The organism is Sphingomonas rustica (assembly GCF_039652585.1).
GTDB classification, from domain to species: Bacteria; Pseudomonadota; Alphaproteobacteria; order Sphingomonadales; family Sphingomonadaceae; genus Sphingomonas; species Sphingomonas rustica.
Genome location: NZ_JBDIZK010000021.1, coordinates 1 through 25346, shown reverse-complemented (window position 1 = coordinate 25346; position 25346 = coordinate 1). Strand labels below are relative to the sequence as shown.

Here is a 25346-nt window from a genome sequence, read left to right as displayed (position 1 = left end):
GGCAAACCAAAGATGGTCGTCCGCATCGCCCTGGCCCGCAAACTCCTCGTCAGACTGAACGCCAAAATGCGCGATACACGCCAAAAACTGGCGTCTGCCGCTTGACCCGGCAGATAGTCGCTCTCCCTTCGGGGGACTGTTGCAAAAGACGGCGCGACCTGATTCTTTGAGATGGATCAGGGAGCGTTGCGATGGTCGAAAAGCGGACAGGTCAGTTCAGTTTCGTCGAGGCGCTTGCCCCGCAGCTCAGTTCGGGGAGCGGGCGGTTGGATCGGCTCCATGATCTGGTGAAATGGTATCGGTTCGAGAAGGTGCTGTCGTCCCTGCGGCACGGCGGAGGGCGCCCGGCGTACCCGGCGGTGATGATGTTCAAGGTGCTGCTGCTGCAATCGCTTTATGGCTTGTCGGATGCCGAGACGGAGGAAGCGCTGTCGGACCGTCTGTCATTTCGGCGGTTTGTGGGGCTGTCGTTGAGCGATGGGGTGCCGGACCACAGCACGGTTTGCCGTTTCCGCAACCTGCTGGTCGAGCAGGGCATGCTGGAGAAGCTCTTTGCCGAGCTGGACCGGCAACTCGATAAAGCCGGATTGATCCTGCGCAGGGGAACGATGCTGGATGCGACGGTGATCGAGACATCGGCAGCGCGTCCCGATGGCCCGGATCGTCCGTCGAGCGATCCGGATGCGCGCTTCACCCGCCACCAGGGGCGGCAGGGATCGAGCTTCGGCTACAAGATGCATGTCGGTGTCGACCAGGGCTCGGGGCTGATCCGGACTGCCATCACGACACCGGCCAATGTCAACGACACGGTGCCGGCCGACGACCTGATTCGCGGCGATGAGCGAGCGGTGTTGGCCGATGCGGCCTATCACACCCATGCGCGTCAAGCGGCACTCGCGGCTCGCGGCATCAAACCGCGCCTGATGCGGCGACCCAACAAGCACCATCCGGTGCTGCCGCCGCGCCTGAAGCGCTATAACCGGCTGATCGGATATCAGCGCGCGGCGGTCGAGACGACCTTCGCAACCCTGAAGCGCCGGATGGGCCAGAAGGTGATCCGCTACCGCGGCCTCGCCAAAGCATCAGCGCAGATGCTTCTTGCCGCCATGGCCTTCAACATGCGCCGCTGGGTCGCCCTCTCGACCGCCTGACTACAGCCGAACTCCGTCCGGAGCCGCCAAAAACTCCCCAAAAAGCTCCCTCCGGCCACCACAGGAGCGGCATCGCGCAGGCCGATCACGCTAATCGGCGCTCAAACCGCAATGCCACCGCATTACGCAACGGTCCCTTCGGGAGAGGAGCTAAGTAGCTAATCTAAAAAGACTTTGCTCAGTCCTGCGCCGCCTTCACCGGATAGGAAATGATCAGCACCAGCGGCTCGCTGCCGGTCTGGCGGATGCCGACGACCGCGCCGTCATAGAGATAGGCGGCCATGCCGGGACCCATCTTCCTCGTCACGCCGTCCGAGGTGACGTCGCCCTCGCCCGACAGGACATAATAGACCTCGTCATGCGCGATCGGGTGGAGGCCGATCGCGGCGCCCTGCGGCAGGATGCGCTTGCGGAATTCCATCGTGCGCGGCTGAGGCGCCGCGTCGCTGATGCGATAGGCGGTGCTGATCCCGATCTTGCCGTGCGGCGTCGGTTCCTGACGCATCGTGTCGCGCTCGTCGATCACCACCATCGGCGGCGCCTTGGCTGGGCCTGCGGCAGGCGGGGCGTCCTGTACCGGGAGCAACGCCGCCAACAGCCCCAGGAGCGCGCTCATTTGGCGCCCTGGCGCATGTCGGCGTCGCGCGGGCTCAGATGCTCCTGCACCGGACCCTTCTGACCCGGATAGCGGCTCGATTTCGGCTCCATCGTGTCGAGGTTCCATTCGGCCTCGTTGAACGGGGCGAACACCGCCCCGTAGGAGGGATAGGCGCTGACATCCTTCTCGTCATTGATCACGAAGCCGCGACCCTCGGCGACGAAATAGAGGACGCGGATATCGTCCTCGTCGCGGTCCCAGGGACGCGCGCCGGCGGTGGCGAGCACGCTCGTCTCGACCTGACCCGACGGCAGCACGGTCATGCCGGCGGTCGACATCAGCGGCGCCTGCTTCTCGACGATCTTCGCCTTGGTCTCGCCATAGCGGCCGAACATCGGCAGCTTGTTGCCGTGCAGGTCGACCGCGCGATTGTCGCGGCCATAATAATCGAGATCGCCGTCGCCACCGATCATCAGGAAGGGCAGGTCCTTGTCGGTGTCGTTCCCGCCGCGCATGACGTTGCCGATCGCGGTGATCTGGCCGGTGACATAGGGATGGTCGCCCCATTCCAGCGCCATCAGGTTATAGTGAACCGCGCGGTGCTTGGGGTTGTAGATCAGGTTGTTGACCATCAGCACCTGCGCGCCGCCCTTCACCAGCGGATGCCGCTCGACATTATGCGCCCAGACATTGCGGTAGAAGACGATGCCGGTGGTGTTGTCATGTACCAGCGATCCCTTGGAATGCTCGCCCTTGGGATGGCTCGAATCGGCCAGCCCCTCGGCCGCGAGATTGTTCGAGAAGGTGATGTTGCGGCTGGTGCCGTTGCGCCACTCCGCCACCGTGTTGCCGGTGAAGCGCGGCCCGCTGGCCGACATGTTCTCGTCGATCGCCCAGCTGAACGTGTTGTGGTCGATGATGACGTTGCGCGCGGCGACGGTCGAGAAGGCGTCGGCTTCCCAACCGCTGCGCTTGGGCTGGTTGTCGGCACCGGTGCGCACGCGGATATGGCGGACGATCACGTCGTGGGTGCGCACGTCGATGCCGGTCTTGATCAGCGTGATGCCGGGGGAGGGGGCCGTCTGGCCGGCAATGGTCAGGAACGGTTCGCGGATCTCGATCGGCTCGCGCTTCATGTCGATCACGCCGGCCACCTCGAACACGACGATGCGCGGCCCCTTGGCCTCGACCGCCGCCTTGAACGATCCCGGGCCGCCGGGATTGAGGTTGGTCACGCGGATGATCTGGCCGCCGCGGCCCCCGACCGTCTCCGCCGCAGGGCCCACGGCGCCGGGAAATGCCGCCTGTGCCATCGCCGCGCCGGGCATGGCGACCAGGCAGGCCAGAAACAGGGCGATCTTCTTCATCAGGGGCCTCTCCGCTCGGACTGGGTGACCATGTCACCGGTTACCTAAGGGGTATACCCGGCGAAACGCCTCCGCAAGACCTCGATTTTCCGGCGCATCGGTCCTGTCCGCCGGACAGTCTCGCCTTGTCCCGCGCGACAGTGTAGCGTCGCATGATGAAGAGCATGGGCAAGCCAACCATCAACGATGTCGCCCGTCTGGCCGGCGTCTCGAAAAAGACCGTCAGCCGGGTGATCAACCGGTCCCCGCTGCTGAATGGAGAGACCCGGGCGAAAGTCGAGAAGGTCATCGCCGACATCGGCTATGTCCCGAATGTCCAGGCGCGCGCGCTCGCGCTTCGGCGCAATTTCCTGGTCGGGCTGATCCACGACAATCCCAATGCCCAGATGGTCATGAACGTCCAGGCCGGCATCCTCGAGGCGATCCGCGATACCGAGTTCGAGCTGATCGTCCGCCCGATCGATCGCGGCTCGTCGACGATGCTGGCCGATGTGAAGAATTTCCTCGAACGGCAGCGCCTGTACGGCGTGCTGATCCTGCCGCCGGTGTCGGAGAACGACATGCTGGCCGAGGTGTGCCGGGAAATCGGATGCCGCTATGTCCGGATGGGATCGACCACGCTCGACACGCCCGAACATATGGTCGCCTCGAACGACAGCGAAGTGGTCCGCGAAGCGATCAACCACCTGATATCGCTGGGTCATACCCGCATCGGCCTGATCGCCGGACCGCACGGATTCCGGTCGGCACGCGAACGGCGCAAGGGGTTTGAGGAAGCCGTGGCGGCTGCCGGGATCAAGCTGCCGCGCAGCCTGATCGCCGACGGCAACTACACATTCGAGACCGGGCTGGCCGCCGCCGACCGGCTGCTCGACCTGTCGCCGCGGCCGACCGCGATCTTCGCCTCGAACGACGAGATGGCAGCCGCCTCGCTCCATGCCGCGCGGCGCAGGGGCATGAACGTGCCCGACGATCTCAGCATCATCGGGTTCGACGATACCGCGATCGCGTCGCATATCTGGCCGCCGATGACGACGGTCCACTGGCCGATCATCTCGATGGCCCGGTCGGCCGCGCTCAAGCTGCTGGCCGACTTTTTCGGCGACGATCTGGCCAGCGAGGAGCCGTCGATGTTCCCGTCCACCCTCATCCACCGAGCCTCGGTCGCGCCGCCCCGGCGCGACTGATCCGGCCCAGCGGCGGCCCGGGTCGATCGCGAACAAGGCCCAGACGCCTGCAAAGGATTTCTTTATGACACCGGTCGACTTCGAGCCACACTCCTAACGGCGAGGACTGGCTGGCCGAAGCGGCGGCGGGGAAGCGCTAGGCAGGGTCGCGGCGCGCCGCTAAGTCGGGCCGATGGGCAGGGGCGTGATTTCCAGGATAGGCGAGCTGCGGCGCGCGGTCGGCGGCATGACCGGGGCGTTCGCGCGCTATGCCGGCTGGCGAGGGGTGCGTGCCGGACTGCTCGTTGCGGCGGGCGCGGTGCTCGACGGCGCCGGTCTGCTGCTGCTCGTGCCGATCATCGGCGTGGTGGTCGAGGGCGGGTCGGGCAGGATCTCGACCGCGCTGCGCGAGGTCGGCCTGACGACGCCGGTGCAGCAGCTGGCCGCGCTGATCCTCGCCTTCGTCCTGCTCAGCGCCTTGCGCGCCGTCACCCTCTATACCCGCGACATGGCGATCGGCCGGCTGCAGACCGGCTTCATCGAATCCGAGCGCAATCGCGCGATGCAGGCGCTGGCCCGGGCGTCGTGGAGCCAGGTCGTCGGCTTGCGCCATGCGCGCGTCACCAACCTGATCACGACCGAGATCCAGCGGCTGAGTTCCGCCTCCTATTTCATGGTGCAGGGAGTGGTGCTGGGGGCGATGCTGGTGATCCAGGCCGGGATCGCCTTCGCCCTGGCGCCCGGTCTGGCGGCGGTTGCGATCGTCCTGCTCGGCATTGGTGGCCTGGTGTTCCTGGCGACGCAGGATCGCACGCGCGAGATCGGATCGCGGCTGGTCGGTGCCGGCCAGGCGATGATGGCCAACGCCGCGGGCTTCCTCTCCGGCCTGAAGACCGCCGCCGCCCAGAATGCACAGGCCAGCTTCGTCGCCGAGTTCGAGACGATCCAGCGCGAGATCCGCGGCAACCAGCTCGAATTCCAGCGCCGCCAGGCGCGCGGCCGGCTGATCTTCGCGATCGTCTCCAGCCTGCTCGGCGCGGGCGTGGTGCTGGTCGGCTTCGGCTGGATGCAGGTGTCCCCTGCGATCCTGATCACGCTCGTCCTGGTCTTCGGGCGGATGAGCGGGCCCGCGATGCAGCTCTATCAGGCGGGCCAGCAATTCGTCTTCGCACTGCCCAGCTTCGAGGCGGTCCGCGCGATGGAGGCCGAGTTCCGCCGCGGCGCGGACCCTCATGGCAACCCGGTCGAGCCGCCCGCCGGCCCGATCCTGCTCGCGGCCGCGACCTATCGTCATCCCGGCGGCCGCGGTGTCGGCGACGCGACGCTCGCGCTTGATCCCGGCAGCTTCGTCGGCGTGGCGGGCCCGTCGGGTGCCGGCAAGACGACGCTGATCGACCTGATCGTCGGGTTGCTGACGCCGCAGTCGGGAGAGGTGCGTGTCGGCGGCGTCGCGCTGGAGGGCGACTATCGGCCCGGCTGGGGCACGCGCATCGCCTATGTCTCGCAGGAAGGGTTCCTGTTCCATGACAGCATCCGCCGCAACCTGACCTGGGCGACCCCGCAGGCAAGCGATGCCGAGATCGCCGCCGCGCTCGACCTGGCCGGCGCGACCGAGATAGTCGCCCGGCTGGAACAGGGTCTGGAGACGGTGGTCGGCGAGCGCGGCACGCTGATGTCCGGCGGCGAGCGTCAGCGCATCGGGCTGGCCCGCGCGCTGCTGCGCAAGCCGCGGCTGCTGGTGCTGGACGAGGCGGCGAACGCGATCGACGCGCCGGCCGAGGCGGCGTTGCTGACCCGGCTCAAGGCGCTCGACCCGCGCCCGACGATCCTGATGATCTCGCACCGCGAGGAAAGCCTGGCCTGGTGCGACCGGGTGATCCGGGTCGAGGACGGCAAGGTGCTTGGCTGAGCGCCGCCGGCTCTGCTAGGTCGCGCGCATGACGTTCGACCCCTCCGCCACGCTGCTCCGCACCACCGATGCCATCGCCACCGAGGTGGACGGCGAGATCGTGCTGATCAGAATCGAGGATGGCCGTTATTACGGCATGGATGCGGTCGGCAGCGAGATCTGGCGCCGGCTGGAAAGCCCCAAGCGCGTTGACGCGCTGATCGCCGAGCTGCAGGCGCATTTTGACGGACCGGCCGAAGCGGTGGCAGCTGACACCCGGGCCTTCCTCGGCAAGCTTGCCGAAAACCGGCTGGTGTGGACCGAGGCCTGATGGCTCAGAGACCGCGTGAAAAAATCGCGAAAGAGCGATTTTCGAGGCGGCACCGGCCCGCTCCCCCACCCGACCACCCATAGTATACTGCCGCTGGGTGGTCGGGTGGGGGAGCGGGCCGGTGCCGCAATGCGCCGATAGGCGCATTCTCAAACGGTTTCTCAGAGATAGCCGAAGCGGGTCATTACCGCTTCGTGTTCGCGTTCGATCCGCGCTGCCTGTTCGGCGGACAGCTGCTCGCGCCAGGCCCCGGCGATGCCGCTGCGGAAGAAGCGGTCGGTACGCGTCCCCTTTTCGGTGAAGCCGTGACGCGTCTCCTGATCCGCCAGCCGGTCGAAGCGCGTCGTCGCGACCGCGCCGTCGATCGCCGCGGCATCGACGTCCCAGTCCAGATGCGCCGCCATCCGCGCCAGCGTATCTGCCGGGTCCGCCAGCATGTCCTCGTAGCGGATCACCAGCGGCGCCAGCCCGGACTCGTCGATCCAGCTCAGCGCATGGCTCGACCAGCTGCCCATCGTCTGGCGGACCTGGATGCCGATCTGGTCGGTGGCATGGCCCAGGCTCGCCTTGGGATTGGCCATGAAGGTGATGGTGTTGTCGACCGGCCAGTCGATGAAGCTCGCCCAGGACAGCACCACGTCGCGCGGATCGCGGATCAGGTAGATCGCGCCATGGGTGAAGCGTGCGTCGAAGATCGGCCGGCCGGCGGGCGTGCGCAGCCACGCATCGTGCGTCTTCACCAGCGGCGGCGGATCGGCCCGGCCGTACAGCACCGCATGCATGTCGGGCCGCAATTCCTGCGTCTCCGCCTCGGTCAGCATGCCCGAATCGACCTCCAGCGCACGGTCGATCAGCTCGCGGCGGGTCGACAGCTTGCCGAAGCGGCCGATGTCCGCGAACTCGACCGCCTCGCCGCCGCCCTGGAGTGACCGCAGCGCCAGCCGCGTCCAGGTATTGCCCGATCGGGGATAGGAGGCGAGCCAGACCGCGCCGGTCACCGGCTGGCCCGCACCGTCGCGACGATCGCGTCGATCGTGTCGTCCAGCCGATCGAAGTCCATCTTGCGCGACAGCTCGAAATGGCGCGGGATGGCACCCGCCGCCCGCGCCACGCGGGTCAGCGCCTCGCTCTCGCCCGAAAAGGCGACCAGCGACCGCCAGCGATAGACCTGGCGGCACAGCTGCTGCATCGCCGCGCCGCCCTGAAGCCGGCGGAACGACACATCGCCCTCGGCCTGGTCGCGCAGATGGAAAATCGCGCGCGGGGCCAGCGGCCGGGTGTGGAACCCGTCGTCAAAGGCGCGCGCGAACTTCTCGATCCCGTCGCGGCAGCGTTCGATCGCCTGGCCCTGCCAGTCCGACGCTGCCGCCAGCGAGTCGGACCACAGGCGGATGCGGCGCAGGCCGGGCAGGAACCGCACCGGATCGAACGCGATCGGTGTGACGTCATCGGCGAACAGGGTGAAGCCGCGCCGGCGAAAGGCGGCGGCCAGCGTCGACTTGCCCGCACCCGAAGCGCCCGCGAACGCGACCGCCTCGCCGTCGATATCGACCGCCGCGGCATGGACCGGCAGCACCCGGCGCTGATGGCACAGCAGCCCGAACACGCTGCCCAGCAGGAACAGGCGGACATCGGGCGCATCGGGCGCCAGCACCGGGTCGATCGTCACCCGCGTCCCGCCTTCGACCAGGAAGGCGGCAACCGCCGGGATCCGGTACAGCGCCCGGCCGGCGCGATCGATCTGGAGCATCGGCGTGGCGAAGACGGGGGCGTCGAGACTGTCGGGCAGCGATCCCAGCACGAACGCCACCTCGGCCGCACCCTCCGCTCCGGCCCAGCCGGGAAGCTCGGGCAGGGGGATCGCGCTTTCCACTTGCCAGCCGCACAGCGCGTAATCGTGAACAGGATCAGCCATTATTGCCTTCGTACCAGCACAGGAACGATCCGATCACCACCCCCTGATGCAATGCCACCCGGTGTCCGCCCTCGCTGGCGCGCGCCGTCTCGGCGTCCTTCGGCCAGTCCTGCACCAGCCGTTGCAGCCTGGGAACGTCGAGCACCCGACTGGCCAGCGGCGATTTCGCGATCCGCTCGACCGCCTCGATCGTATGCTCGCGGCGCAGGCTGGCGAGGTGATACCATTCGCCGATCTGGCGCCCGCGCCGGGTCTGCGCCAGCAGTTCCGCCGGCAGCCGGTCGGCAAGCGCCCGCCGTGCCAGCCAGCGCCGCGTGCCGCGCCGGGCGAACTGGCTCTCGGGCAGGCCCAGCGTGAATTCCACCAGCCGCCGGTCGGTATAGGGGTCGAGCATCTCGAACGCCCATTCGCCGCGCAGATAGGCATATTGGTCCAGCCGCGCCTCGCCCACCAGCAGCGAGGCGCGCAATGTCCGGCCGGGCAGGGCGACGCTGTCGAGGTTGCGATGCTCGACGCTGTCCATATGCGCGCCATAGTCGATCGACTGAAGAAAGTCGGGCGACAGCGCCGTCCAGCCCTGATTGGGCCAGCGATGCGTCGAGGACCGGCGCCGGCGCCATTGTCGCAGCGCCCCCGGCTCGATCGCCGCGCCCAAGGTCAGCTTCAGTTCCTGCGCCGCCGGCCGGCCTTCCGCCCTGGCCATGGCAATCACGTCGCGCACCGCGGCAATCAGCTTGCCTTGGCGAACCTGCTCATAGGCGAGGCCGAACCCGCTCCACGACAGCGTCGCATTGCCCATATAGCCGACGAACAGCGTGCGTGCCCCCTGAGCGGTCGCCGCATTGTGGATCGGCTCGTTCCAGCTGCGGGCAAAGGCGTTGGTCGGCATTCCCATCCGCGCCGACTCCCATTCGCTGCCGGTATCGCGCGGCGCCTGGTAGAGCTGGTCGAGCACCACCCAGTCGATATTGTCATGCTGCGCCGCGACCATCGCGGCAAAGGCGCGGTCGTCCAGCGCGCCGCGATAGGGATGGGCGGTACCGGACACGCGGGTATAGGCGGTCAGCCGGGCATCGCCGAGCAGCCGCGCGGCGGTCGCGGTCAGCGCCGCGGAGTCGAACCCGCCCGACAGCGTCGTGGCAAGCGCGCCGCGCTCTGGCAGCCGGCTGGCCACCGCCCGGTCGAGCAGCGCGCGCGCCGCCTCGACATAGTCCTCGTCGCGGGCGAAGCGGACCTTGGGCAGTGCGTCGGCCGACCAGTAACGGCGGGTTTGGACCGCATCGGCGGTGAGGGCGACCACGCAGCCGGCCGGCACCCGCTTGATCCCGCGCCACGCCATGCGGTCTGGCGCCGCGCTCGCACCCAGCAGCGAATCGACCAGGCCGATCTCGTCGATCTCGCGCGGCACTTCGGGAAGCGCCAGCAGCAGGTGGAACGATGTCGCGAAGCGGACGACCGGGCCGTCGACATGATAATAAAGGCCGCGCTGTCCCAATATGTCACGCATCAGGCTCAGCGTGCGTGTCGCCGGGTCCCAGTGAATCAGCGAAAACTCGCCATGCAGCGCTTCGGCAGCGCTCAGACCACCGTGCTCGACCGTCATCGCGACCAGCGAGTCGTCACTCGGCCGGCGCGTGCCGAAGCCGAATTGCGCGCGCAGTGCGGCGCGATCGTCCAGCCGCGCCTCGACGAAGCTCAGCGCGCCGTTCGCGGCTCGAAAAGGCTGGGGCTCGGCGGTCTCGCCGCGGCGAAAGGGGAGGGTCTGCTGGGCGAAGGCCCAATTGCCCTCGGCGCGGACGCGGTCCGGCCGGAACTCGCCGGCGGGCTTGCGCCAGCGCTCGATCAGCGACCGGTCGATCGGCCCGCCGTCGAGACGAATGATCCCGACCAGCCGGCCCATCGATACAAATCCGTCACGATGTCTGCATGCGGCCGCGAACGACCGCGCAGGATCAGCTGTTGAAACCCAGGCCGGGGTAAATGGACGGGTCGCTCGGCGGTGCCGGCACCGGATCGATCGCGGTCATCTCGGTCACGCTCTCGACCTTCAGCTGCGGCGCGCGCCAGCGCGGACGGGCGGCCCGGTCCAGGGTCGGTTCGGTCTGGTCATGCTTCGTCACGATAGGCCCCCAAATACTTCACGATCCGTGCAATCGCGGTCCAATATCATGGGAGCGGCGCAAGGCAAATGGTTCGTTCTGCTCGACTCCCGATCTGCGCAACTCTGCAAGATTCCGCTTGACGACCATGGGCGCGTCCGGCGTACATGGCACCGTCATTCTGAACGGGTGGGGTACTCGAGTTCGGGTGGTAATTGCCGGGGGGCTTCCTTTCCGCGATCCATTCGCACGCCTTACGCCGCTCGGGACATGGGGGAGTCGCGCTCGACAGCAGCTCCTGGTACGGAACGGGAGGGAGCTCATGTCGTCATTCTATATCGGCGAAATCCGGCTGATGCCGTTCAATTTCGCGCCGAAATACTGGGCTTTCTGCAACGGGCAGCTTTTGGCGATCAACCAGAACACGGCGTTGTTCTCGCTGCTCGGCACCTATTATGGCGGCAACGGCATCAACAACTTCGCGCTGCCCGACCTGCGGGGCCGCGTTGCGCTCGGCTATGGGTTCAACTCGATCGGAAGCTATAATCTCGGCGATAAGGGCGGGGTGGAGAGCGTGACGCTTACGACGCAGCAGATGCCCGCGCATACCCATCTTCTCGGCGTTTCCACGCAGGACGGCAACGCTGCCTCGCCGGCCGGCGCCTATCTGGCAAACGTGAACCGTGCGGGCATCGGCAACCTCAACGCCTATGCGGATCCGCAGGGCAACTCGGTCGGCCTCGGCTCTGTGGGTGAGAGCACCGGCTCGAACACCCCGCACCAGAATATGCAGCCTTATCAGGGGATGAACTACTTCATCGCACTGCAGGGCTCCTACCCGTCGCGCAACTGAACGGCGCTCTCAGCAGGATCGGGAACCATCATGTCAACACCATATCTTGGCCAGCTGAAGCTGTTTGCAGGAACCTTCGCGCCTGTCGGCTGGGCGTTGTGCAACGGTCAGCTGGTATCGATCGCGCAGAACGACGCGCTTTATGCGCTCCTCGGCACGACGTTCGGCGGCGACGGTATCAACACCTTCGGCCTGCCGGACTTTCGCGGACGTGCAGCAGTCGGTGCCCAGAACGGCGCCACCGGCCCCGGCCTGACGGCGCGTCAGCTCGGATCGGTCGGCGGCAGCGCCAATGTCACGCTGACCACCGCCAACCTTCCGGCGCACCAGCATTCGATCAACGCCTGGGATACGCCGGCCACGACCTCGAACCCCAGTGGCAAGGTGCTGGCACGTCCGGGCCTGGCGAACCCGAACTCCCCGGAGGTCGGCAACAGCCTGTTCTATCTGAGCAATCAGGTAACGGCCAACATCCCTGCGCTGCCCGCCAACACGCTCTCGAATTCGGGAAACAGCCAGCCGCACAACAATCTGATGCCCTATCTCGCGGTGACTCACATCATTGCCCTGTACGGCATTTTCCCCAGTCAGAACTGAACAAGGAGCGAGCGGCAATGACCCAACCATTTGTCGGCGAGATCCGGCCCTATGCATTCTCCTACCCGCCCTATCAGTGGGCACAGTGCGCGGGACAGTTGATCTCGATTCAGCAGAATACGCCGCTGTACGCGATCCTGGGCACGACCTATGGCGGCAACGGCCAGTCGAACTTCGCGCTGCCGGATCTTCGCGGGCGCATTCCGATCGGCACGGGCAATGGTCCCGAATTCCAGGCGGTGCTCGGCCAGGTGGGAGGCGCGAACGTGCACACGCTGCTCAGCACCGAAATGCCGTCGCACACCCATAATGTGTCGGCGCGCGTCCAGCCGACCACCGCGGCCAACCAGACCAACGTGCCGACCGCGGGCTATTTCATCTCGCGCTTCATGTATCATGCAACCTCTGCCGCCACTGCATGGCGCAACGGGATCACCAACGGCGATGCGTCGCTTCATCCCGCGACGGTCGGTGTCCAGGGGGGCAGCCAGGCGCACGAGAACCGCCAGCCCTATATCGCGCTGAACTGGTGCATTGCGCTTTACGGTAGCTTCCCTGCGCGAAATTGATGCGCGGGATCGAATTGAGGCCGGAGACGGCGGAGGACGAACCCTTCCTCCGCCGTCTTTTCGTATCGACCCGGATCGACGAATTCTCGGCCGCCGGCCTTCCGCCCCAGGCGATCGAGATGCTGCTGGCCCAGCAATATGATCTGCAGCGCCGCCATTACCGGGCCGCCTTTCTCGACGCCGACTGGTCGATCGTCGAACGGCGCGGCCAGGCCGTCGGACGCCTGTATGTCGCGCGCGAAATGGCAGGGCGACGCATCGTCGATATCGCGATCCTGCCCGAGGCGAAGGGGCAGGGGATCGGCGGCATGCTGATCGACCGCGTCCTGGCCGAGGCAGGCCGCGCCGGCCGTCCGGTTCATCTCCATGTGCGACCGGAAAACCGCGCGCGCCGCCTCTATCTGCGCAAGGGCTTTGTCGAAACCGGTGTCGAGGGCGGCGACATCACCATGACGTGGCAGGCCTGACCGGCGTCGGGCCGGTCGTCGTCAGCCGAAACTGGCCGAATAGCGAAAGGTCCCGTCCTCATTCTTGCCGCATGGCCCGGCAAACATCTCGATCACGCCCAGTTCGGGATGGTCGAACGGCATCACATTCTGGTTAAAATACATGTCGGTACGCGCGCCGTCGAAGGTCAGCGTGAACGGTGTCCGACCGGTGCCCGCGATCGCCTTTCCCGGATCCACCGATACCAGGGTCAGCACATCGTCATAGCCTTCCATGGTCACCGCAAAACCGGTGTTCACATGCGGCGCGAAGCTTTCGGCAGTCAGCGTATCGAGCATTCCATCCCCCTTGCGGCCGATCCGGCGCGGTGAGCCGCACGCTTCGCGGTCGCAAGCGCCTTGCGCGGGTCCGGCCAATTCGTCACGCCCCCGAATATCCGCTGATTTCCGGGGGTTTCCCGGGTTGTGTCGCATGCCGGGCGAATGATCAAGGGGCTCTGCCTCCGCGATCCGGACCCCGGACAGCGGACCCGTTGCCGCGTCGGAACGTTACCGCGCAATGGATCTCCAGCACATCGTCCGCGACATCGCCGAAGACATCACCGCAAACGCCGCAACGCTCGAGGCCGCAGCAGACGCCAAGGACGAGGACGCCCGGCCCGGCCCGTTCGGCATCGCCGTCGCGACCGCGGATGGCGTGATCACCGCCGGAGCCGCGGACCGGCTCTTTCCGATCCAGAGCATCTCCAAGGTCTTCGCCCTCGACCTGGCGCTGCGCGCATATGGCGACCGGTTGTTCCAGCGTGTCGGCCGCGAGCCTTCCGGCGACCCGTTCAACTCGGTCATCGACCTCGAGCGCACCTGCGGCGTTCCGCGCAATCCCTTCATCAACGCCGGCGCGCTTGTCGTCGTCGACATGCTCGTCGAAACCCATGCGAGCCAGGACGCGGTCGTCGATCTGGTGCGCCGGGAACTCGACGGGCGCCCGCTCGAACTGAACGAGGCGGTGCTGACCGAGGGCGGGCACCTCAATCGCGCGATGCTCAGCTTCATGAAGCATCACGACAATCTCGACGGACCGATCGAAGAGGTGCTGCACGCCTACGCCAAGCAATGCGCCATCTCGGTCGATTGCGCCGGCCTCGCCCGCGCCGGCCTGTTTCTCAGCCGGACCCGGCTGCACGAGGGGGACGACGAGGAAACCGCGCGCGCCCGGCGGATGCGCAAGGTGCTCGCGCTGATGATGACCTGCGGCCATTACGACGGATCGGGCGACTTCGCCGTCCGTGTCGGCCTGCCGGCAAAGAGCGGGGTGGGGGGCGGCATCCTGGCCATCGCCCCCGAACGCGCCTCGATCGCGGTCTGGTCGCCGAACCTCGACCAGCACGGCAATTCGATCCTCGGCGTCCACGCCCTCGAGATGTTCGGCCATCGCACGGGCTGGTCGGTGTTCGGCCCGGCGATCGCATGACGGCGCGGTCGGACCAGCAATCAGGTTGGGATGCAGCGGAGACGAAGATGACCGACATCAACACGGCCACCGCCGGGGAACTCGATGCCGTCCCGGCGCTCCAGGGCCATGGGTTCGAGATCGTCCGCTACCGCGACGAGCGGGGCCGCTTCACCGATCTTCGCCAGCTCGACGAAGTCCCGGGCCTTGCCGGCAAGGTCGATCGCGATGCCAGGGACCTCACCGTCGGCGAAGGCTGAGGGGTCGGCGGCCCGTACGTTCAACGGGCCGCGCGTCGGGACGAGTCGTTCGGCTGTGCCTTCACCGACGGGGGCGCAGCGCCTAGCAAGGTCGGAAAGAGGGTGGTCTTTCTTGCTGGTTCCTCTGCGTCGTTCGTTCATTGCCCCGCTGGCCGCGGCGCTTGCCCTCACCGCATGCGTTCCGTCGAGCACGCCCCCGACCCTCCCCGTCGCAAGGCCAGCATCACCACCGATCTCGTCGGCCGCCGCGCCGCGTCCCGCGCCGACCGCACGGCCCGCAGCACCGGTGCGCCGCGAAGCCCCGGCGGACCTGCTGAACTCGGTCCAGGCGCTGGGCGGCGCGTTCAAGGGGCAGGTGGCGATCGCGGTTCGCGACATCGACCAGGGCTGGAGCGTCGCGTGGAACGGCGACCGGCCGCATCCCCAGCAGAGCGTCAGCAAGCTGTGGGTCGGCATCGCGGTGATGGCGGCGGTCGACGAGGGGCGATTGTCGCTCGCCGATCCGGTGGTGGTGAAGCGCTCGGACCTGACCCTGTTCCACCAGCCGATCCGCGCCAAGGTCGGCACGGAGGGCTATCGCACCACGATCGGCGAACTGCTCCAGGGTGCGATGACGCTCAGCGACAATACGTGCAACGACGTGCTGCTGTGGAAGGTGGGCGGCCCCGATGCGATCCGCCGCCTGCTTGCGGCCCGGGGCGTGGCGGGGGTCGGCTTCGGTCCCGGCGAGCGCGAGCTCCAGGCGCGCACCGCGGGCCTGCGCTGGCGTCCCGAATGGGCCGGGGGCGGGGGCTTTCTCCAGGCGCGCGCGGCGATGAGCTACGAGGCGCGCAGCAAGGCGCTGCAGCGCTACCTCGACGATCCCTATGACGGCGCCACCGCCAACGGCATCACCCTCGGCCTGTCGCTGCTGGCGGACAACAAGCTGCTCAGCCCCGCATCGACCCGCCACCTGCTGGCCTTGATGCGCGCCAGCCGCACCGGCCCGCTCCGCCTCAAATCGGGGCTGAAGCCGGGCTGGACACTGGCGCACAAGACCGGGACCGGACAGGATCTCGGTACGCTGTCGACCGGCTATAACGATGTCGGCCTGCTCGTCGCGCCGGACGGGCGGCGCTACGCGGTGGCGGTGATGATCGCCAGCACCCGGGAACCGATCCCGGTCCGCATGCGCCTGATGGGCGACGTCTCGCGCGCCATCGTGGCGACCACCACCCGCTGAGCTGCATGCGCGACGCGCGGTGGCGGAGGGACTGGTCTTCGGGCCGGGTGGGGCAGCTGGTGCCGGATGCAGGGATCGAACCCGCGACCTTCGGTTTACAAAACCGCTGCTCTACCATCTGAGCTAATCCGGCATCTCGCACGGCCTTCGGGCCGCGGCGTTCGCTGGCGTGTGCGCAAATCGGCGCGCGGGGTCAAGCTGGGGTGCGCCACAAAATGATGGGGCGCGAGAGCGGTCGAACCCCGCCCTCGACGGGTCACTGCGGCGCAAACGCCCTCAGGAATACCCGCGCGGCATAGTCCGCCTCCGCCTCGACATCGCCATGCTGCAGCGTGACCGTTCCCCACAGCAATCGGTGATGGATCCGCCCCGTACACAGGCTGACCAGCGTGCCGGCGGCGCGGACCGGATCCTCGTCGCGCATATGGCCCGTTGCAATCTGTGCGGTCAGGTATCCCGCCAGCAATTGCTGCGTCGGCTCTGGCCCGCGGCTGGCGAAGATCCGGCCGACCTCGGGAAAGCGAGTCGTCTCCGCTGCCACCAGCCGGTGCAGCCTCAGCGCATCGTCCCGGGTGATCTTCTCGATGAAGCTGCGGCAGAAGGCGTGGATCGTCTCCGCAAAATCGCCCTCGGGCGCCAGCACGTCCTGCAACGCCGCACGAAATGCGCCGGTCGCATCGTCCAGCACTGCGGCGAACAGATCCTCCTTCGACGGATAATAGCTCCACAAGGTGCTTTTCGACCCGCCCAGTTCCGACGCGATCCCCGACATCGACGTCGCGGCATAGCCATTTTCCAGGAAGGACCGACGCGCGACGGTCAGGATTGCCTGGCGTCGTTCCTGCTTGTTCGCCTCTCTCCGGCTCGGCGCTTTCATCTCACTCTGCATCATCGTACTATACAGTACGTTTTTATGTTGACAAGGCTAGCTATGAGGCGCAGTGGCGATTTTCGTACCCCATAGTACGGGTTTTATGTCAATGCGATTACATGTTCCCCAACGCCGGCTGGTTGCAGCGGCGCTCGTTCCGGCCCTGCTCGCCGGCTGCGCGACCGTGCCACAGCTGGGTCCCCGACCCGAAATGCGCACCGCCGCAACGGTCGAATCGACGCGGTCGTTCGCGGTCGAGTCGCCCGCGGCCAACTGGCCCTCGTCCGACTGGTGGACCGGCTATGCCGATCCGCAGCTCGACGCGCTGATCGCCGAAGGCCTTGCAGGATCTCCGGATCTCGCCGGTGCCGCGGCCAGGCTGCGCGCGGCCGAAGCCTATGCCCAGCAGGCCGGCGCGGCGCGCCTGCCGACATTGGACGTCGAGGCCAGCGGCGGCTTGAACAAGCAAAGCTACAATAACGGCATCCCGCCCGCCTTCGTGCCGAAGGGCTGGAACGATAACGGTCGCGTCGCGGCCAACCTCAATTTCGATCTCGATCTGTGGGGCAAGAACCGCGCTTCGCTGGCGGCGGCGACATCCGACGCCGAGGCGGCCCGGATCGAGATCGAGCAGAGCCGGCTGGTGCTGTCGACCAACATCGCCAGCGCCTATGCCGATCTGGCGCGATTGGCGGCGCAGCGCGAGATCCAGATGAAGGCGCTCGACGTTCGGCTGCAGACGCAGCGGCTGGTCGCCAACCGCGTCGCCTCGGGCCTGGATACCCAGGCCGAGCTGAAGCAGGCGGACGCCGCGGTGCCGACGGCGCGCAGCGATATCGCCGCAACTGACGAGACGATCGGCCTGACCCGCAACCGCATCGCGGCCTTGTTGGGGAAGGGCCCGGATCGCGGCCTGTCGATCGCGCTGCCGGCGAAGCTCGTGAGCATCGGCGCGCTGCCGGCCGGGGTCACGACCGACCTGATCGGCCGCCGTCCCGATATCGCCGCAGCCCGCGCCCGGGCCGAGGCGGCGGGCAAGCGGATTGACGTCGCACACGCCGATTTCTTTCCGTCGATCAATCTCAGCGCGATGATCGGCCTCCAGTCGCTCGGCCTGTCCAACCTGATCGACAGCGGATCGACCATCGGATCGGTCGGGCCGGCGATCAGCCTGCCGATCTTCCGCGGCGGCCTTCCCGCCGGGCGGTACCGGGAAGCGCGCGCACGGTATGACGAGGCGGTCGCCAATTATGACGCGACCGTGGTCGGCGCCTATCGCGACGTCGCCGACGCGGTCACCAGCCGCGCCGCGCTTGCTACCCGGCTGGGGCAGGGGCGTGAGGCGCTTGCCGCGTCCGAACAGGCCTATCATGTCGCCCAGCTCCGCTTCCAGGGCGGCCTATCCACCTTCCTCGAGGTGCTGACCGCCGAGGACCGCGTGCTCCAGGCGCGCACGATGGTCGCCGATCTCGAATCCCGTGCCTTCACCCTCGATGTCGCGCTGGTGCGCGCACTGGGGGGTGGGTTCACCGTTTCACAGGACAATGCGGCTGCGGCCGCGCGCAAGGACCCGACCCATGGCTGACGCCGATCCCGCCTTCACCAAGACGCAACCCGCCGACACCGCTCCGGTCGACACGGCGCCGGTCGAACGCAAGTCGAAGCGCCGGAAACTGCTGGGCGGCATCGCCGCTGCCGTGCTGGTCGCCGGCGCCGGCTATGGCGGCTGGTACGTCCTCGTCGGCAGTCACTATGTCAGCACCGACAATGCCTATGTCGGCGCCGACACCGCCAGCGTGACGCCGCTGGTGGCCGCGCAGGTCACCGAGGTGCGCGTCGGCGACACCCAGCGCGTCCGCAAGGGCGACATCCTCGTCCAGCTCGACGACAGCGATGCGCGCATCGCCGTGGCCCAGGCCGAGGCGGACCTCGCCCAGGCGCGGCGTCAATATGGCCAGACGTCGGCGACCAGCGCAGCCCTCGCGGCGCAGGTCGGCGCGCGCGATGCCGACATCGCCCGTGCCCGCGCCCAGCTGGTCGCGGCGCAGGCCGATTACGACAAGGCGCGCGTCGATCTCGATCGCCGCCGCAAGCTGGCGCCGGCCGGTGCAGTGTCCGGCGACGAACTGACCTCGGCGACTGCCGCCTTCTCCTCGGCCCGTGCCAATCTCGAACTGGCGCGCGCCGGTATCGCGCAGGCGAATTCGACCCGCGGGGCCGCCACCGGACAGCTTGCCGCGAACAACGCGCTGATCAACGGCACCAACGTCACCAATGCGCCCGAGGTGATGGTTGCGCAGGCCAAGCTCGCCCAGGCGAAGCTCACCCTGGACCGCAGCGTCATCCGGGCGCCGGTCGACGGCATCGTCACCCGCCGCAACGTCCAGGTCGGCCAGCGGGTCGCACCGGGCACCGCGCTGATGCTGATCGTGCCGGTCGACTCGCTCTATGTCGATGCCAACTTCAAGGAAGCCCAGCTCGCCAAGGTGAAGGTCGGCCAGCCGGTCAGCCTGACGTCCGACCTCTATGGCGGCTCGGTGACCTATACCGGGCGGGTCGTCGGCCTGTCGGGCGGCACCGGATCGTCCTTCGCGCTGATCCCGGCACAGAATGCCACGGGCAACTGGATCAAGGTGGTCCAGCGCGTGCCGGTGCGCGTCGCGCTCGATCCGAAGCAGCTGAAGGACCATCCGCTGCGGGTCGGCCTGTCGATGGATGCCGAGATCGATATCTCCGGGGACTGAGGACACGTCGTCATGAACGGAAAAGCGGAGGCGGCCCAGCCGCTCACCGGCATGCGTCTCCTGCTCGCAGGGGCGGTGCTGGCGCTCACCAACTTCATGGTGGTGCTCGACACCACCATCGCCAACGTCTCGGTCGCCCATATCTCGGGCAGTCTCGGCATCTCGGCCAGCCAGGGAACGTGGATCATCACCTCCTACGCGGTGGCCGAGGCGATCTGCGTTCCGCTCACCGGCTGGCTGGCCGGTCGGTTCGGCGCGGTGCGGACCTTCACCTTCGGCATGATCGGCTTCGGCCTGTTCTCGTTCCTGTGCGGCATCTCGACCTCGCTCGGCATGCTGGTTGCGTGCCGCATCGGCCAGGGGCTTTGCGGCGGTCCGCTGATGCCGCTGTCGCAGACGCTGCTGATGCGCATCTTCAAGCCAGAGCAGCGCTCCCAGGCGATGGGCGTCTGGGCGATGACCACCGTCGTCGCACCGATCCTCGGCCCGATCCTGGGCGGCACGATCAGCGACAGCTGGTCCTGGCACTGGATCTTCTTCATCAACATCCCCGTCGCCGCCTTGTGCGCGTTCGGCGCGACGCGGCTGCTGCGCAGTGCCGAGACGCCGACCGAGCCGCTGCGGGTCGATCGCGGCGGACTGGTGCTGATGGTCATCTGGATCGGCGCCCTCCAGCTGCTGCTGGACCTGGGCCGCGAACATGACTGGTTCAGCGATCCGTTCATGGTCGCGCTGGCGCTGATCTCTGCGATCGGACTGGTGATATTCCTGGTATGGGAATTCACCGACGACCAGCCGATCGTAGACATCAGGGTGTTCCGCCACCGCGGCTTCACCGTGGCGGTCACGTCGCTGTCCTTCGCCTTCGCCGCCTTCTTCGCCTCGGCGGTGATCATCCCGCAATGGCTCCAGACGAGCCTGGGCTACACCTCGACCTATGCCGGCTATGCGACTGCATTCACCGGCGTCGGCGCGGTCATCATGGCGCCGATCGTGGCGTCGCTCACCAACAAGGTCGATCCGCGCGCGCTGGTATGTTTCGGCATCCTGTGGCTGGGACTGACGTCGCTGATGCGGGTGGGATGGACCGCGGATGCCGATTTCTGGACGCTGGCAATGCCTCAGCTCGCCCAGGGCTTCGGCATGCCGTTCTTCTTCATCCCGCTGACCACGCTCGCGCTGGCCGCGGTGGAGGAAGGGGAGACCGCGTCCGCGGCCGGTGTGATGAGCTTCCTGCGCACCATGGCGGGCGCGATCGGCACTTCGGTTTCGGCGACGATGTGGAGCGACAATGCCGTCGTCGCCCGCAGCGAGATCGTCTCGCGCCTCAACACCGACGAGACGGTCGCGGCGATGTCGGCACAGGGCTGGTCGCTCGACCAGATCCGCGGCGTGGTGGCGCAGCAGGTCGAGCAGCAGGCGCTCGCGCTTGCGACCAACCATGTCTTCCTGATCTCGGCCTTCGTGTTTGCCGGTGCCGCGATGATCATCTGGCTGACTCCGCGGCCGGCGCGCGTCGTGGACACCAGCGCCGCGCATTAGGTCCCACCGTCACCCCGGCATTTGGGCTGGGGTGGCGGAACCGTCCCCTGACACCCCAGTCGAAAAGCGCGGTGCCGGCGCGGGCTGGACCACACCCTCACGCTCGATGAACGCCCCCCGCGCGACATTGTGCGGGTGCGACGGTGCCTCCGCCATCGACAGCACGGGGGCGAAGCAGATGTCGGTTCCCTCCATCGCCGCGCACCATTCGTCGCGGGTCCGGGTGCGGAAAATTTCGGCCAGCCTGGCCTTGAGCGCGGGCCAGGCCGCCGGGTTCATCTGCGCATCGAACTCGGGATCGTCCGTCAGGCCCGTCGCCGCGCGCAGCTGCGCGTAGAATTGCGGTTCGATCGCGCCGATCGCGACATGCCCACCATCGGCGGTCTCGTAGGTGTCGTAGAAATGCGATCCCGTATCGATCAGGTTGGTGCCGCGCTGGTCTTTCCAGCCGAGCGTCTTGCGAAAGCCCCAGATCATGCTGGCCAGCAGCGCCGACCCCTCGGTCATCGCACAGTCGATCACCGTGCCGGTGCCGGTCGATCTGGCCTGGAGCAGCCCGGCCAGCATTCCGAACGCCAGCATCATCGCGCCGCCGCCGAAATCGCCGACCAGGTTGATCGGCGGCGTCGGCTTCTCGCCCGCGCGGCCCAGCGCGTGGAGCGTGCCCGACAGCGCGATATAGTTGATGTCGTGCCCGGCGGCCTGCGCCAGCGGCCCGGTCTGCCCCCATCCGGTCATCCGGCCATAGACCAGCCGAGGATTGTCCGCGTGCAGGACGTCCGGGCCCAGGCCCAGCCGCTCCATCACGCCCGGGCGAAACCCCTCGATCAGGCCGTCGGCCTCGCGCACCAGCGCGCGCACCGTCGCGACGCCCTCGGCTGTCTTCAGGTCGGCCTCGACCGGGGTGCGCCCGCGCAGCAGCGGGTCGCGCGGATTGGGGGCGGCGCCGGCGCGGTGGACATAAATGACCTCCGCGCCGTGATCCGCCAGCATCATCCCGCAGAACGGCGCAGGTCCGATCGCCGCCAGTTCGACGATGCGCAGCCCCGAAAGCGGCCCCGCCACGGCCTCAGCGCGGCGCCATGCGGATGCCGCCGTCCAGCCGGACATCCTCGCCGTTGAAATAGCGGTTCTCGATCATGCACAGCGCCAGCGTCGCATATTCTTCTGGCCGGCCCAGCCGCTTGGGAAAGGGGACCGACGCCGCCAGCGCATCCTTCACCGGCTGAGGTGCTGCGTTGAGCAGCGGCGTGTCGAAGATGCCTGGCAGGATTGTGTTCACCCGGATGCCTTCGCCCATCAGGTCGCGCGCGATCGGCAGCGTCATGCCCACCACGCCGCCCTTCGACGCCGAATAGGCCGCCTGGCCGATCTGCCCGTCCTCCGCCGCGACCGACGCGGTGTTGACGATTGCCCCGCGCTCGCCCTCGTCCAGCGGATCGAGCGTCAGCATGCCCGCCGCCGACTTGGCGATGCAGCGGAAGGTGCCGACCAGGTTGATCTGGACGACCCAGTTGAAGGCCTCCAGCGAGAAATGCTTGATGCTGCCATCCTCCTTCGATCGGCTGGCAGTCTTCATCGCATTGCCGGTGCCGGCGCAGTTCACCAGGATCCGTTCCTGGCCATGCGCCTCGCGTGCCTTGGCGAAGCCGGCATCGACGCTTTCGTCCGACGTGACGTTGACCGTGCAGAAGATGCCGCCGATCTCGGCCGCGACCGCCTGGCCCTTTTCCTCCTGCAGGTCGAAGATCGCCACCTTCACCCCGTGCGCCGCCAGCGCCCGCGCGGTCGCCGCGCCCAGGCCCGATGCGCCACCGGTAACCACCGCGGCGATGCTGTTGTCGAGTTTCATGAGAATCCCCTTTCGACTGGTGTCAGAGCCGCTCGACGATCGTGACGTTGGCGATGCCGCCGCCCTCGCACATCGTCTGCAGGCCATAGCGTTTGTCGCGCCGGTGCAGCGCATGGACCAGGGTCGCCATCAGCTTCGTGCCCGACGCGCCCAGCGGGTGGCCCAGCGCGATCGCCCCGCCATTGACGTTCATCCGCTCGGGATCGGCGCCGACATGCTTCGCCCAGGCCAGCGGCACCAATGCGAATGCTTCGTTCACTTCGTACAGATCGATGTCGTCGATCGACAGGCCGGCGCGCTTCAGCGCGCGCTCCGTCGCGAACAGCGGCTCTTCCAGCATGATGACCGGATCGCCGCCGGAGACGGTCAGGGTGTGGATCCGGGCGAGGGGGGTGAGCCCATGTTGCTTCAGCGCCGCTTCCGACACGACCAGCACGCCGCTGGCGCCATCGCAGATCTGGCTGGCATTGGCCGCACTGATCATCCCGCCCTCGGCCAGCAGCTTGACCGATCCGATGCTCTCGATCGTGGAATCGGCGCGGATGCCCTCGTCACGGTCGTGGATCGCCGGGCCGTCCGGCGTCTCGATCTCCAGCGCCACGATCTCGCGCGCGAAGTCGCCCCGCTCGGTCGCGGCGGCGGCGCGGCGATGGCTTTCCAGCGCATAGGCGTCGAGGTCGGCACGGGTGAAGCCATGTTTGCGCGCCATCATCTCGGCGCCCATGAACTGGCTGAACTGGACGCCGGGATAGCGTTGCTCCTGGCGCGGCGACTTGGCCTTGCCCAGGCCCGCCTGCGCGAACAGCATGCCCGTCGATCCCATCGGCACGCGCGTCATCGATTCGACGCCGGCGGCGATCACCACGTCCTGCGTGCCCGACATCACGGCCTGCGCCGCGAACTGGATCGCCTGTTGCGAGCTGCCGCACTGGCGGTCGATCGTCACGGCCGGCACGCTTTCGGGCAGTCGCGACGCCAGCACCGCGCCGCGCCCGACCTGGAATCCCTGCTCGCCGCCCTGGCTGACGCAGCCCATGACGACATCGTCGATCGCGGCCGGATCGATGCCGGTGCGGTCGACCAGCTGGTTCAGCACTTCGCCGGCCATGTCCGCGGGGTGCCACCCCGCCAGTCGTCCGCCGCGGCGTCCGCCTGCTGTCCGGACGGCCTCGACGATATAGGCGGTAGGTGCTGCCATCATCCTGCTCCTGCTGATTTTTGCAGCAGCGTATCAGGCAGCCGGATCAGTTTCAATTCCGGACTTAACGTTGCAGTCAACCACAAGTCATTGAAATAGCGTGTCTCTGAAAATTGATCCAAAGCGGTGTCGGTTGTGGACGCGGGTTATCCACCGAAAGCTCGCCCATGTCCGGATGGCCGCTGGACAGGAATCGCCGCGCCTCGCTATCGCCCCGCCATGGCAGTCATAGCAACCATCATGAACTCGACCACCGGTCAGCCCATCCAGAAGATGACGTTCGGCCGCATGCCCAAGCCCTGGGCCTCGTTCAACCTCGCCAGCGGCGAACTCGTCACCGCCGACCGCGTCGACGTGGGCAAGCCGGCCCCCGGCAAGGTCGTCGTGCCGGTGTCGGTCTGGGTCACGCCCAAGGGCTGAAGACGCTCGCCTGAACCACCCCGTCACCTCGGCTGAAATGCCGGGGCCCATCCATCCTCCATCCCGGACGCGCGGTACAGTCGCGCCATCCGCCCAGCATGTCTCCAAACCGCACATCCGGGATGCGCCGCCCGGTAGATCCCGGCACTTCGGCCGGGATGACGACGGGAGCGGGGCGGCGGTCGCGCGCTACATTAGCGGAAAATGAATGCGCGCAGAGACGCGGAGACGCAGAGAGGGCGCTTCGGGAGGCGTCCGCTCGCGCTAGCAAGCCGTCGAAGGGCAGCTCGGCACCGCCTGATCGAACCTAACACAACCTCTCTGCGCCTCCGCGTCTCTGCGCGAACCTAAACTCCCTTCGGCCTTATGAGACTCCAGCGCGGGCTTGCGCGATATGCGATAAAGCCGCAGTCCAACTAACCCCACGCCAGTGGTGGAGGACCGTGGCGCTTCAAGATGTTGTATTGAGGTTCGTAATCATCAGCCTCGGCAAGCTCTGGATTGTGGGAACTCTCGTCATCCACCGTCACGATGACATCCGGCTGACCAGGCGTGAGAAGGGTGCACGTATAGGGATTCCCGTCTGGCGTGTCTTTCGCGCAGACGGTGTCGCTTAGATTGGCGAACACGCGGCAAAAATGGAGTGGCGTTGAGTCACAGACGGCGGGGTCGAGGTAAACGGTGACGGGCCTGTCAGGATTTTCGTGTGCGGGCGGGCGGTTGAACATTACGCCGCCATGGCCTTGATGAAGCGCTCGCCGAAGATGACGGCGAACTGGGCCTTTGCCATGGACCACTCACGTGGCG

The 25346-nt window shown here is 67.4% G+C and carries 27 protein-coding genes and 1 tRNA gene; 15 read left to right on the top strand and 13 right to left on the bottom strand.

The window, feature by feature from the left end; all coding sequences use genetic code 11:
- Window positions 1-191 precede the first annotated feature (191 nt).
- Window positions 192-1151 (top strand): IS5 family transposase, encoded by a 960-nt coding sequence (locus TPR58_RS22440; protein ID WP_346249010.1) that lies wholly within the window; start codon window positions 192-194, stop codon window positions 1149-1151.
- 178 nt (window positions 1152-1329) lie between these two features.
- On the opposite strand, the gene TPR58_RS22435 is transcribed toward TPR58_RS22440, so the two are convergent.
- Together TPR58_RS22435 and TPR58_RS22430 are read right to left on the bottom strand one after the other, a co-directional pair.
- Window positions 1330-1683 (bottom strand): cupin domain-containing protein, encoded by a 354-nt coding sequence (locus TPR58_RS22435; protein WP_346249012.1) that lies wholly within the window; start codon window positions 1681-1683, stop codon window positions 1330-1332.
- Between the two features lie 80 nt (window positions 1684-1763).
- Window positions 1764-3116, bottom strand: coding sequence for a pectate lyase family protein (locus TPR58_RS22430; RefSeq protein WP_346249009.1), 1353 nt, complete (start codon window positions 3114-3116; stop codon window positions 1764-1766).
- Between the two features lie 155 nt (window positions 3117-3271).
- On the opposite strand from TPR58_RS22430, the gene TPR58_RS22425 reads away from it, so the two are divergent.
- The 3 genes from TPR58_RS22425 (at window position 3272) to TPR58_RS22415 (ending at window position 6501) form a co-directional block, all read left to right on the top strand.
- Window positions 3272-4303, top strand: coding sequence for a LacI family DNA-binding transcriptional regulator (locus tag TPR58_RS22425; protein WP_346249011.1), 1032 nt, complete (start codon window positions 3272-3274; stop codon window positions 4301-4303).
- A 184-nt stretch (window positions 4304-4487) separates the two neighbouring features.
- The gene (locus TPR58_RS22420) at window positions 4488-6191 is read left to right on the top strand and encodes an ABC transporter ATP-binding protein (protein ID WP_346249008.1); all 1704 of its coding nucleotides are present in this window, start codon (window positions 4488-4490) and stop codon (window positions 6189-6191) included.
- Window positions 6192-6219: 28 nt separating this feature from the next.
- A complete protein-coding gene (locus tag TPR58_RS22415) occupies window positions 6220-6501 on the top strand; it encodes a PqqD family protein (RefSeq protein ID WP_346249007.1) in 282 nt (93 codons plus the stop codon).
- 161 nt (window positions 6502-6662) lie between these two features.
- Here TPR58_RS22415 and TPR58_RS22410 read toward each other — a convergent pair whose 3' ends face one another.
- From TPR58_RS22410 to TPR58_RS22395, 4 genes are read right to left on the bottom strand one after another with little or no spacing between them, the layout of a single operon-like run.
- Window positions 6663-7499 carry a sulfotransferase domain-containing protein gene (locus TPR58_RS22410; RefSeq protein WP_346249006.1) on the bottom strand — a complete coding sequence of 279 codons (837 nt, stop codon included), beginning with the start codon at window positions 7497-7499 and terminating at the stop codon, window positions 6663-6665.
- A complete protein-coding gene (locus TPR58_RS22405) occupies window positions 7496-8416 on the bottom strand; it encodes a hypothetical protein (RefSeq protein ID WP_346249005.1) in 921 nt (306 codons plus the stop codon). The genes TPR58_RS22410 and TPR58_RS22405 overlap by 4 nt, the downstream gene beginning before the upstream one ends.
- Window positions 8409-10316, bottom strand: a complete 1908-nt coding sequence (locus tag TPR58_RS22400; RefSeq protein WP_346249004.1) for an asparagine synthase-related protein — start codon at window positions 10314-10316, stop codon at window positions 8409-8411. Before TPR58_RS22400 ends, TPR58_RS22405 begins: the two co-directional genes overlap by 8 nt.
- A 52-nt stretch (window positions 10317-10368) precedes the next feature.
- On the bottom strand, window positions 10369-10536 hold the full coding sequence (locus TPR58_RS22395; RefSeq protein ID WP_346249003.1) for a hypothetical protein: 168 nt from the start codon (window positions 10534-10536) through the stop codon (window positions 10369-10371).
- A gap of 301 nt (window positions 10537-10837) precedes the next feature.
- Between TPR58_RS22395 and TPR58_RS22390 the strand changes: the two genes are divergently transcribed.
- Genes TPR58_RS22390 through TPR58_RS22375 form a run of 4 tightly spaced genes read left to right on the top strand, consistent with a single transcriptional unit; the run spans window position 10838 to window position 13001 of the window.
- Window positions 10838-11368, top strand: coding sequence for a phage tail protein (locus tag TPR58_RS22390; protein WP_346249002.1), 531 nt, complete (start codon window positions 10838-10840; stop codon window positions 11366-11368).
- Window positions 11369-11398: 30 nt separating this feature from the next.
- A complete protein-coding gene (locus TPR58_RS22385; RefSeq protein WP_346249001.1) occupies window positions 11399-11965 on the top strand; it encodes a phage tail protein in 567 nt (188 codons plus the stop codon).
- Window positions 11966-11982: 17 nt separating this feature from the next.
- Window positions 11983-12534, top strand: a complete 552-nt coding sequence (locus tag TPR58_RS22380; RefSeq protein WP_346249000.1) for a phage tail protein — start codon at window positions 11983-11985, stop codon at window positions 12532-12534.
- Window positions 12534-13001 carry a GNAT family N-acetyltransferase gene (locus tag TPR58_RS22375; protein WP_346248999.1) on the top strand — a complete coding sequence of 156 codons (468 nt, stop codon included), beginning with the start codon at window positions 12534-12536 and terminating at the stop codon, window positions 12999-13001. Before TPR58_RS22380 ends, TPR58_RS22375 begins: the two co-directional genes overlap by 1 nt.
- 21 nt (window positions 13002-13022) lie before the next feature.
- Here the strand turns inward: TPR58_RS22375 and TPR58_RS22370 are convergent, their stop codons facing one another.
- Window positions 13023-13319 (bottom strand): DUF6916 family protein, encoded by a 297-nt coding sequence (locus tag TPR58_RS22370; RefSeq protein WP_346248998.1) that lies wholly within the window; start codon window positions 13317-13319, stop codon window positions 13023-13025.
- Window positions 13320-13539: 220 nt separating this feature from the next.
- On the opposite strand from TPR58_RS22370, the gene glsA reads away from it, so the two are divergent.
- The 3 genes from glsA (at window position 13540) to TPR58_RS22355 (ending at window position 15912) form a co-directional block, all read left to right on the top strand.
- Window positions 13540-14451: a glutaminase A gene (glsA, locus tag TPR58_RS22365; protein WP_346248997.1), complete on the top strand. Its 912-nt coding sequence runs from the start codon at window positions 13540-13542 to the stop codon at window positions 14449-14451.
- Window positions 14452-14498: 47 nt separating this feature from the next.
- Window positions 14499-14690 (top strand): helix-hairpin-helix domain-containing protein, encoded by a 192-nt coding sequence (locus TPR58_RS22360; protein ID WP_346248996.1) that lies wholly within the window; start codon window positions 14499-14501, stop codon window positions 14688-14690.
- A gap of 286 nt (window positions 14691-14976) precedes the next feature.
- A complete protein-coding gene (locus TPR58_RS22355) occupies window positions 14977-15912 on the top strand; it encodes a serine hydrolase (protein WP_346248995.1) in 936 nt (311 codons plus the stop codon).
- Between the two features lie 57 nt (window positions 15913-15969).
- Here TPR58_RS22355 and TPR58_RS22350 read toward each other — a convergent pair.
- Together TPR58_RS22350 and TPR58_RS22345 are read right to left on the bottom strand one after the other, a co-directional pair.
- Window positions 15970-16045, bottom strand: a tRNA-Thr gene (locus tag TPR58_RS22350).
- A gap of 123 nt (window positions 16046-16168) precedes the next feature.
- Complete coding sequence (locus TPR58_RS22345) at window positions 16169-16789, bottom strand: TetR/AcrR family transcriptional regulator (protein ID WP_346248994.1); 621 nt, start codon at window positions 16787-16789, stop codon at window positions 16169-16171.
- A gap of 97 nt (window positions 16790-16886) precedes the next feature.
- Between TPR58_RS22345 and TPR58_RS22340 the strand changes: the two genes are divergently transcribed.
- The 3 genes from TPR58_RS22340 to TPR58_RS22330 are packed head-to-tail and all read left to right on the top strand — an operon-like array spanning window position 16887 to window position 21069.
- The gene (locus TPR58_RS22340) at window positions 16887-18368 is read left to right on the top strand and encodes an efflux transporter outer membrane subunit (protein WP_346248993.1); all 1482 of its coding nucleotides are present in this window, start codon (window positions 16887-16889) and stop codon (window positions 18366-18368) included.
- A complete protein-coding gene (locus TPR58_RS22335; RefSeq protein WP_346248992.1) occupies window positions 18361-19527 on the top strand; it encodes an HlyD family secretion protein in 1167 nt (388 codons plus the stop codon). Before TPR58_RS22340 ends, TPR58_RS22335 begins: the two co-directional genes overlap by 8 nt.
- A 12-nt stretch (window positions 19528-19539) precedes the next feature.
- Window positions 19540-21069, top strand: coding sequence for a DHA2 family efflux MFS transporter permease subunit (locus TPR58_RS22330; RefSeq protein ID WP_346248991.1), 1530 nt, complete (start codon window positions 19540-19542; stop codon window positions 21067-21069).
- 9 nt (window positions 21070-21078) lie between these two features.
- Here the strand turns inward: TPR58_RS22330 and TPR58_RS22325 are convergent, their stop codons facing one another.
- Genes TPR58_RS22325 through TPR58_RS22315 form a run of 3 tightly spaced genes read right to left on the bottom strand, consistent with a single transcriptional unit; the run spans window position 21079 to window position 24119 of the window.
- Window positions 21079-22134, bottom strand: coding sequence for a CaiB/BaiF CoA transferase family protein (locus tag TPR58_RS22325; protein WP_346248990.1), 1056 nt, complete (start codon window positions 22132-22134; stop codon window positions 21079-21081).
- Window positions 22135-22138: 4 nt separating this feature from the next.
- The gene (locus tag TPR58_RS22320; RefSeq protein WP_346248989.1) at window positions 22139-22921 is read right to left on the bottom strand and encodes an SDR family NAD(P)-dependent oxidoreductase; all 783 of its coding nucleotides are present in this window, start codon (window positions 22919-22921) and stop codon (window positions 22139-22141) included.
- A gap of 22 nt (window positions 22922-22943) precedes the next feature.
- Window positions 22944-24119 (bottom strand): acetyl-CoA C-acetyltransferase, encoded by a 1176-nt coding sequence (locus TPR58_RS22315; RefSeq protein WP_346248988.1) that lies wholly within the window; start codon window positions 24117-24119, stop codon window positions 22944-22946.
- A 219-nt stretch (window positions 24120-24338) separates the two neighbouring features.
- Here TPR58_RS22315 and TPR58_RS22310 point away from each other — a divergent pair, with 219 nt between their 5' ends.
- Window positions 24339-24539, top strand: a complete 201-nt coding sequence (locus tag TPR58_RS22310; RefSeq protein WP_346248987.1) for a hypothetical protein — start codon at window positions 24339-24341, stop codon at window positions 24537-24539.
- Between the two features lie 416 nt (window positions 24540-24955).
- Here TPR58_RS22310 and TPR58_RS22305 read toward each other — a convergent pair whose 3' ends face one another.
- The gene (locus TPR58_RS22305; protein WP_346248986.1) at window positions 24956-25267 is read right to left on the bottom strand and encodes a hypothetical protein; all 312 of its coding nucleotides are present in this window, start codon (window positions 25265-25267) and stop codon (window positions 24956-24958) included.
- Between the last annotated feature and the right edge of the window lie 79 nt (window positions 25268-25346).

What these genes read in the sequence shown, in the direction of transcription:
- TPR58_RS22440 (WP_346249010.1), top strand. Translation starts at nt 192, where the DNA reads ATGGTCGAAAAGCGGACAGGTCAGTTCAGTTTCGTCGAGGCGCTTGCC.
- TPR58_RS22435 (WP_346249012.1), bottom strand. Translation starts at nt 1,683, where the DNA reads ATGGTGGTGATCGACGAGCGCGACACGATGCGTCAGGAACCGACGCCG.
- TPR58_RS22430 (WP_346249009.1), bottom strand. Translation starts at nt 3,116, where the DNA reads ATGAAGAAGATCGCCCTGTTTCTGGCCTGCCTGGTCGCCATGCCCGGC.
- TPR58_RS22425 (WP_346249011.1), top strand. Translation starts at nt 3,272, where the DNA reads ATGAAGAGCATGGGCAAGCCAACCATCAACGATGTCGCCCGTCTGGCC.
- TPR58_RS22415 (WP_346249007.1), top strand. Translation starts at nt 6,220, where the DNA reads ATGACGTTCGACCCCTCCGCCACGCTGCTCCGCACCACCGATGCCATC.
- TPR58_RS22405 (WP_346249005.1), bottom strand. Translation starts at nt 8,416, where the DNA reads ATGGCTGATCCTGTTCACGATTACGCGCTGTGCGGCTGGCAAGTGGAA.
- TPR58_RS22400 (WP_346249004.1), bottom strand. Translation starts at nt 10,316, where the DNA reads ATGGGCCGGCTGGTCGGGATCATTCGTCTCGACGGCGGGCCGATCGAC.
- TPR58_RS22390 (WP_346249002.1), top strand. Translation starts at nt 10,838, where the DNA reads ATGTCGTCATTCTATATCGGCGAAATCCGGCTGATGCCGTTCAATTTC.
- TPR58_RS22385 (WP_346249001.1), top strand. Translation starts at nt 11,399, where the DNA reads ATGTCAACACCATATCTTGGCCAGCTGAAGCTGTTTGCAGGAACCTTC.
- TPR58_RS22380 (WP_346249000.1), top strand. Translation starts at nt 11,983, where the DNA reads ATGACCCAACCATTTGTCGGCGAGATCCGGCCCTATGCATTCTCCTAC.
- TPR58_RS22375 (WP_346248999.1), top strand. Translation starts at nt 12,534, where the DNA reads ATGCGCGGGATCGAATTGAGGCCGGAGACGGCGGAGGACGAACCCTTC.
- TPR58_RS22370 (WP_346248998.1), bottom strand. Translation starts at nt 13,319, where the DNA reads ATGCTCGATACGCTGACTGCCGAAAGCTTCGCGCCGCATGTGAACACC.
- glsA (WP_346248997.1), top strand. Translation starts at nt 13,540, where the DNA reads ATGGATCTCCAGCACATCGTCCGCGACATCGCCGAAGACATCACCGCA.
- TPR58_RS22360 (WP_346248996.1), top strand. Translation starts at nt 14,499, where the DNA reads ATGACCGACATCAACACGGCCACCGCCGGGGAACTCGATGCCGTCCCG.
- TPR58_RS22345 (WP_346248994.1), bottom strand. Translation starts at nt 16,789, where the DNA reads ATGAAAGCGCCGAGCCGGAGAGAGGCGAACAAGCAGGAACGACGCCAG.
- TPR58_RS22340 (WP_346248993.1), top strand. Translation starts at nt 16,887, where the DNA reads ATGTCAATGCGATTACATGTTCCCCAACGCCGGCTGGTTGCAGCGGCG.
- TPR58_RS22335 (WP_346248992.1), top strand. Translation starts at nt 18,361, where the DNA reads ATGGCTGACGCCGATCCCGCCTTCACCAAGACGCAACCCGCCGACACC.
- TPR58_RS22330 (WP_346248991.1), top strand. Translation starts at nt 19,540, where the DNA reads ATGAACGGAAAAGCGGAGGCGGCCCAGCCGCTCACCGGCATGCGTCTC.
- TPR58_RS22320 (WP_346248989.1), bottom strand. Translation starts at nt 22,921, where the DNA reads ATGAAACTCGACAACAGCATCGCCGCGGTGGTTACCGGTGGCGCATCG.
- TPR58_RS22315 (WP_346248988.1), bottom strand. Translation starts at nt 24,119, where the DNA reads ATGGCAGCACCTACCGCCTATATCGTCGAGGCCGTCCGGACAGCAGGC.
- TPR58_RS22310 (WP_346248987.1), top strand. Translation starts at nt 24,339, where the DNA reads ATGGCAGTCATAGCAACCATCATGAACTCGACCACCGGTCAGCCCATC.
- TPR58_RS22305 (WP_346248986.1), bottom strand. Translation starts at nt 25,267, where the DNA reads ATGTTCAACCGCCCGCCCGCACACGAAAATCCTGACAGGCCCGTCACC.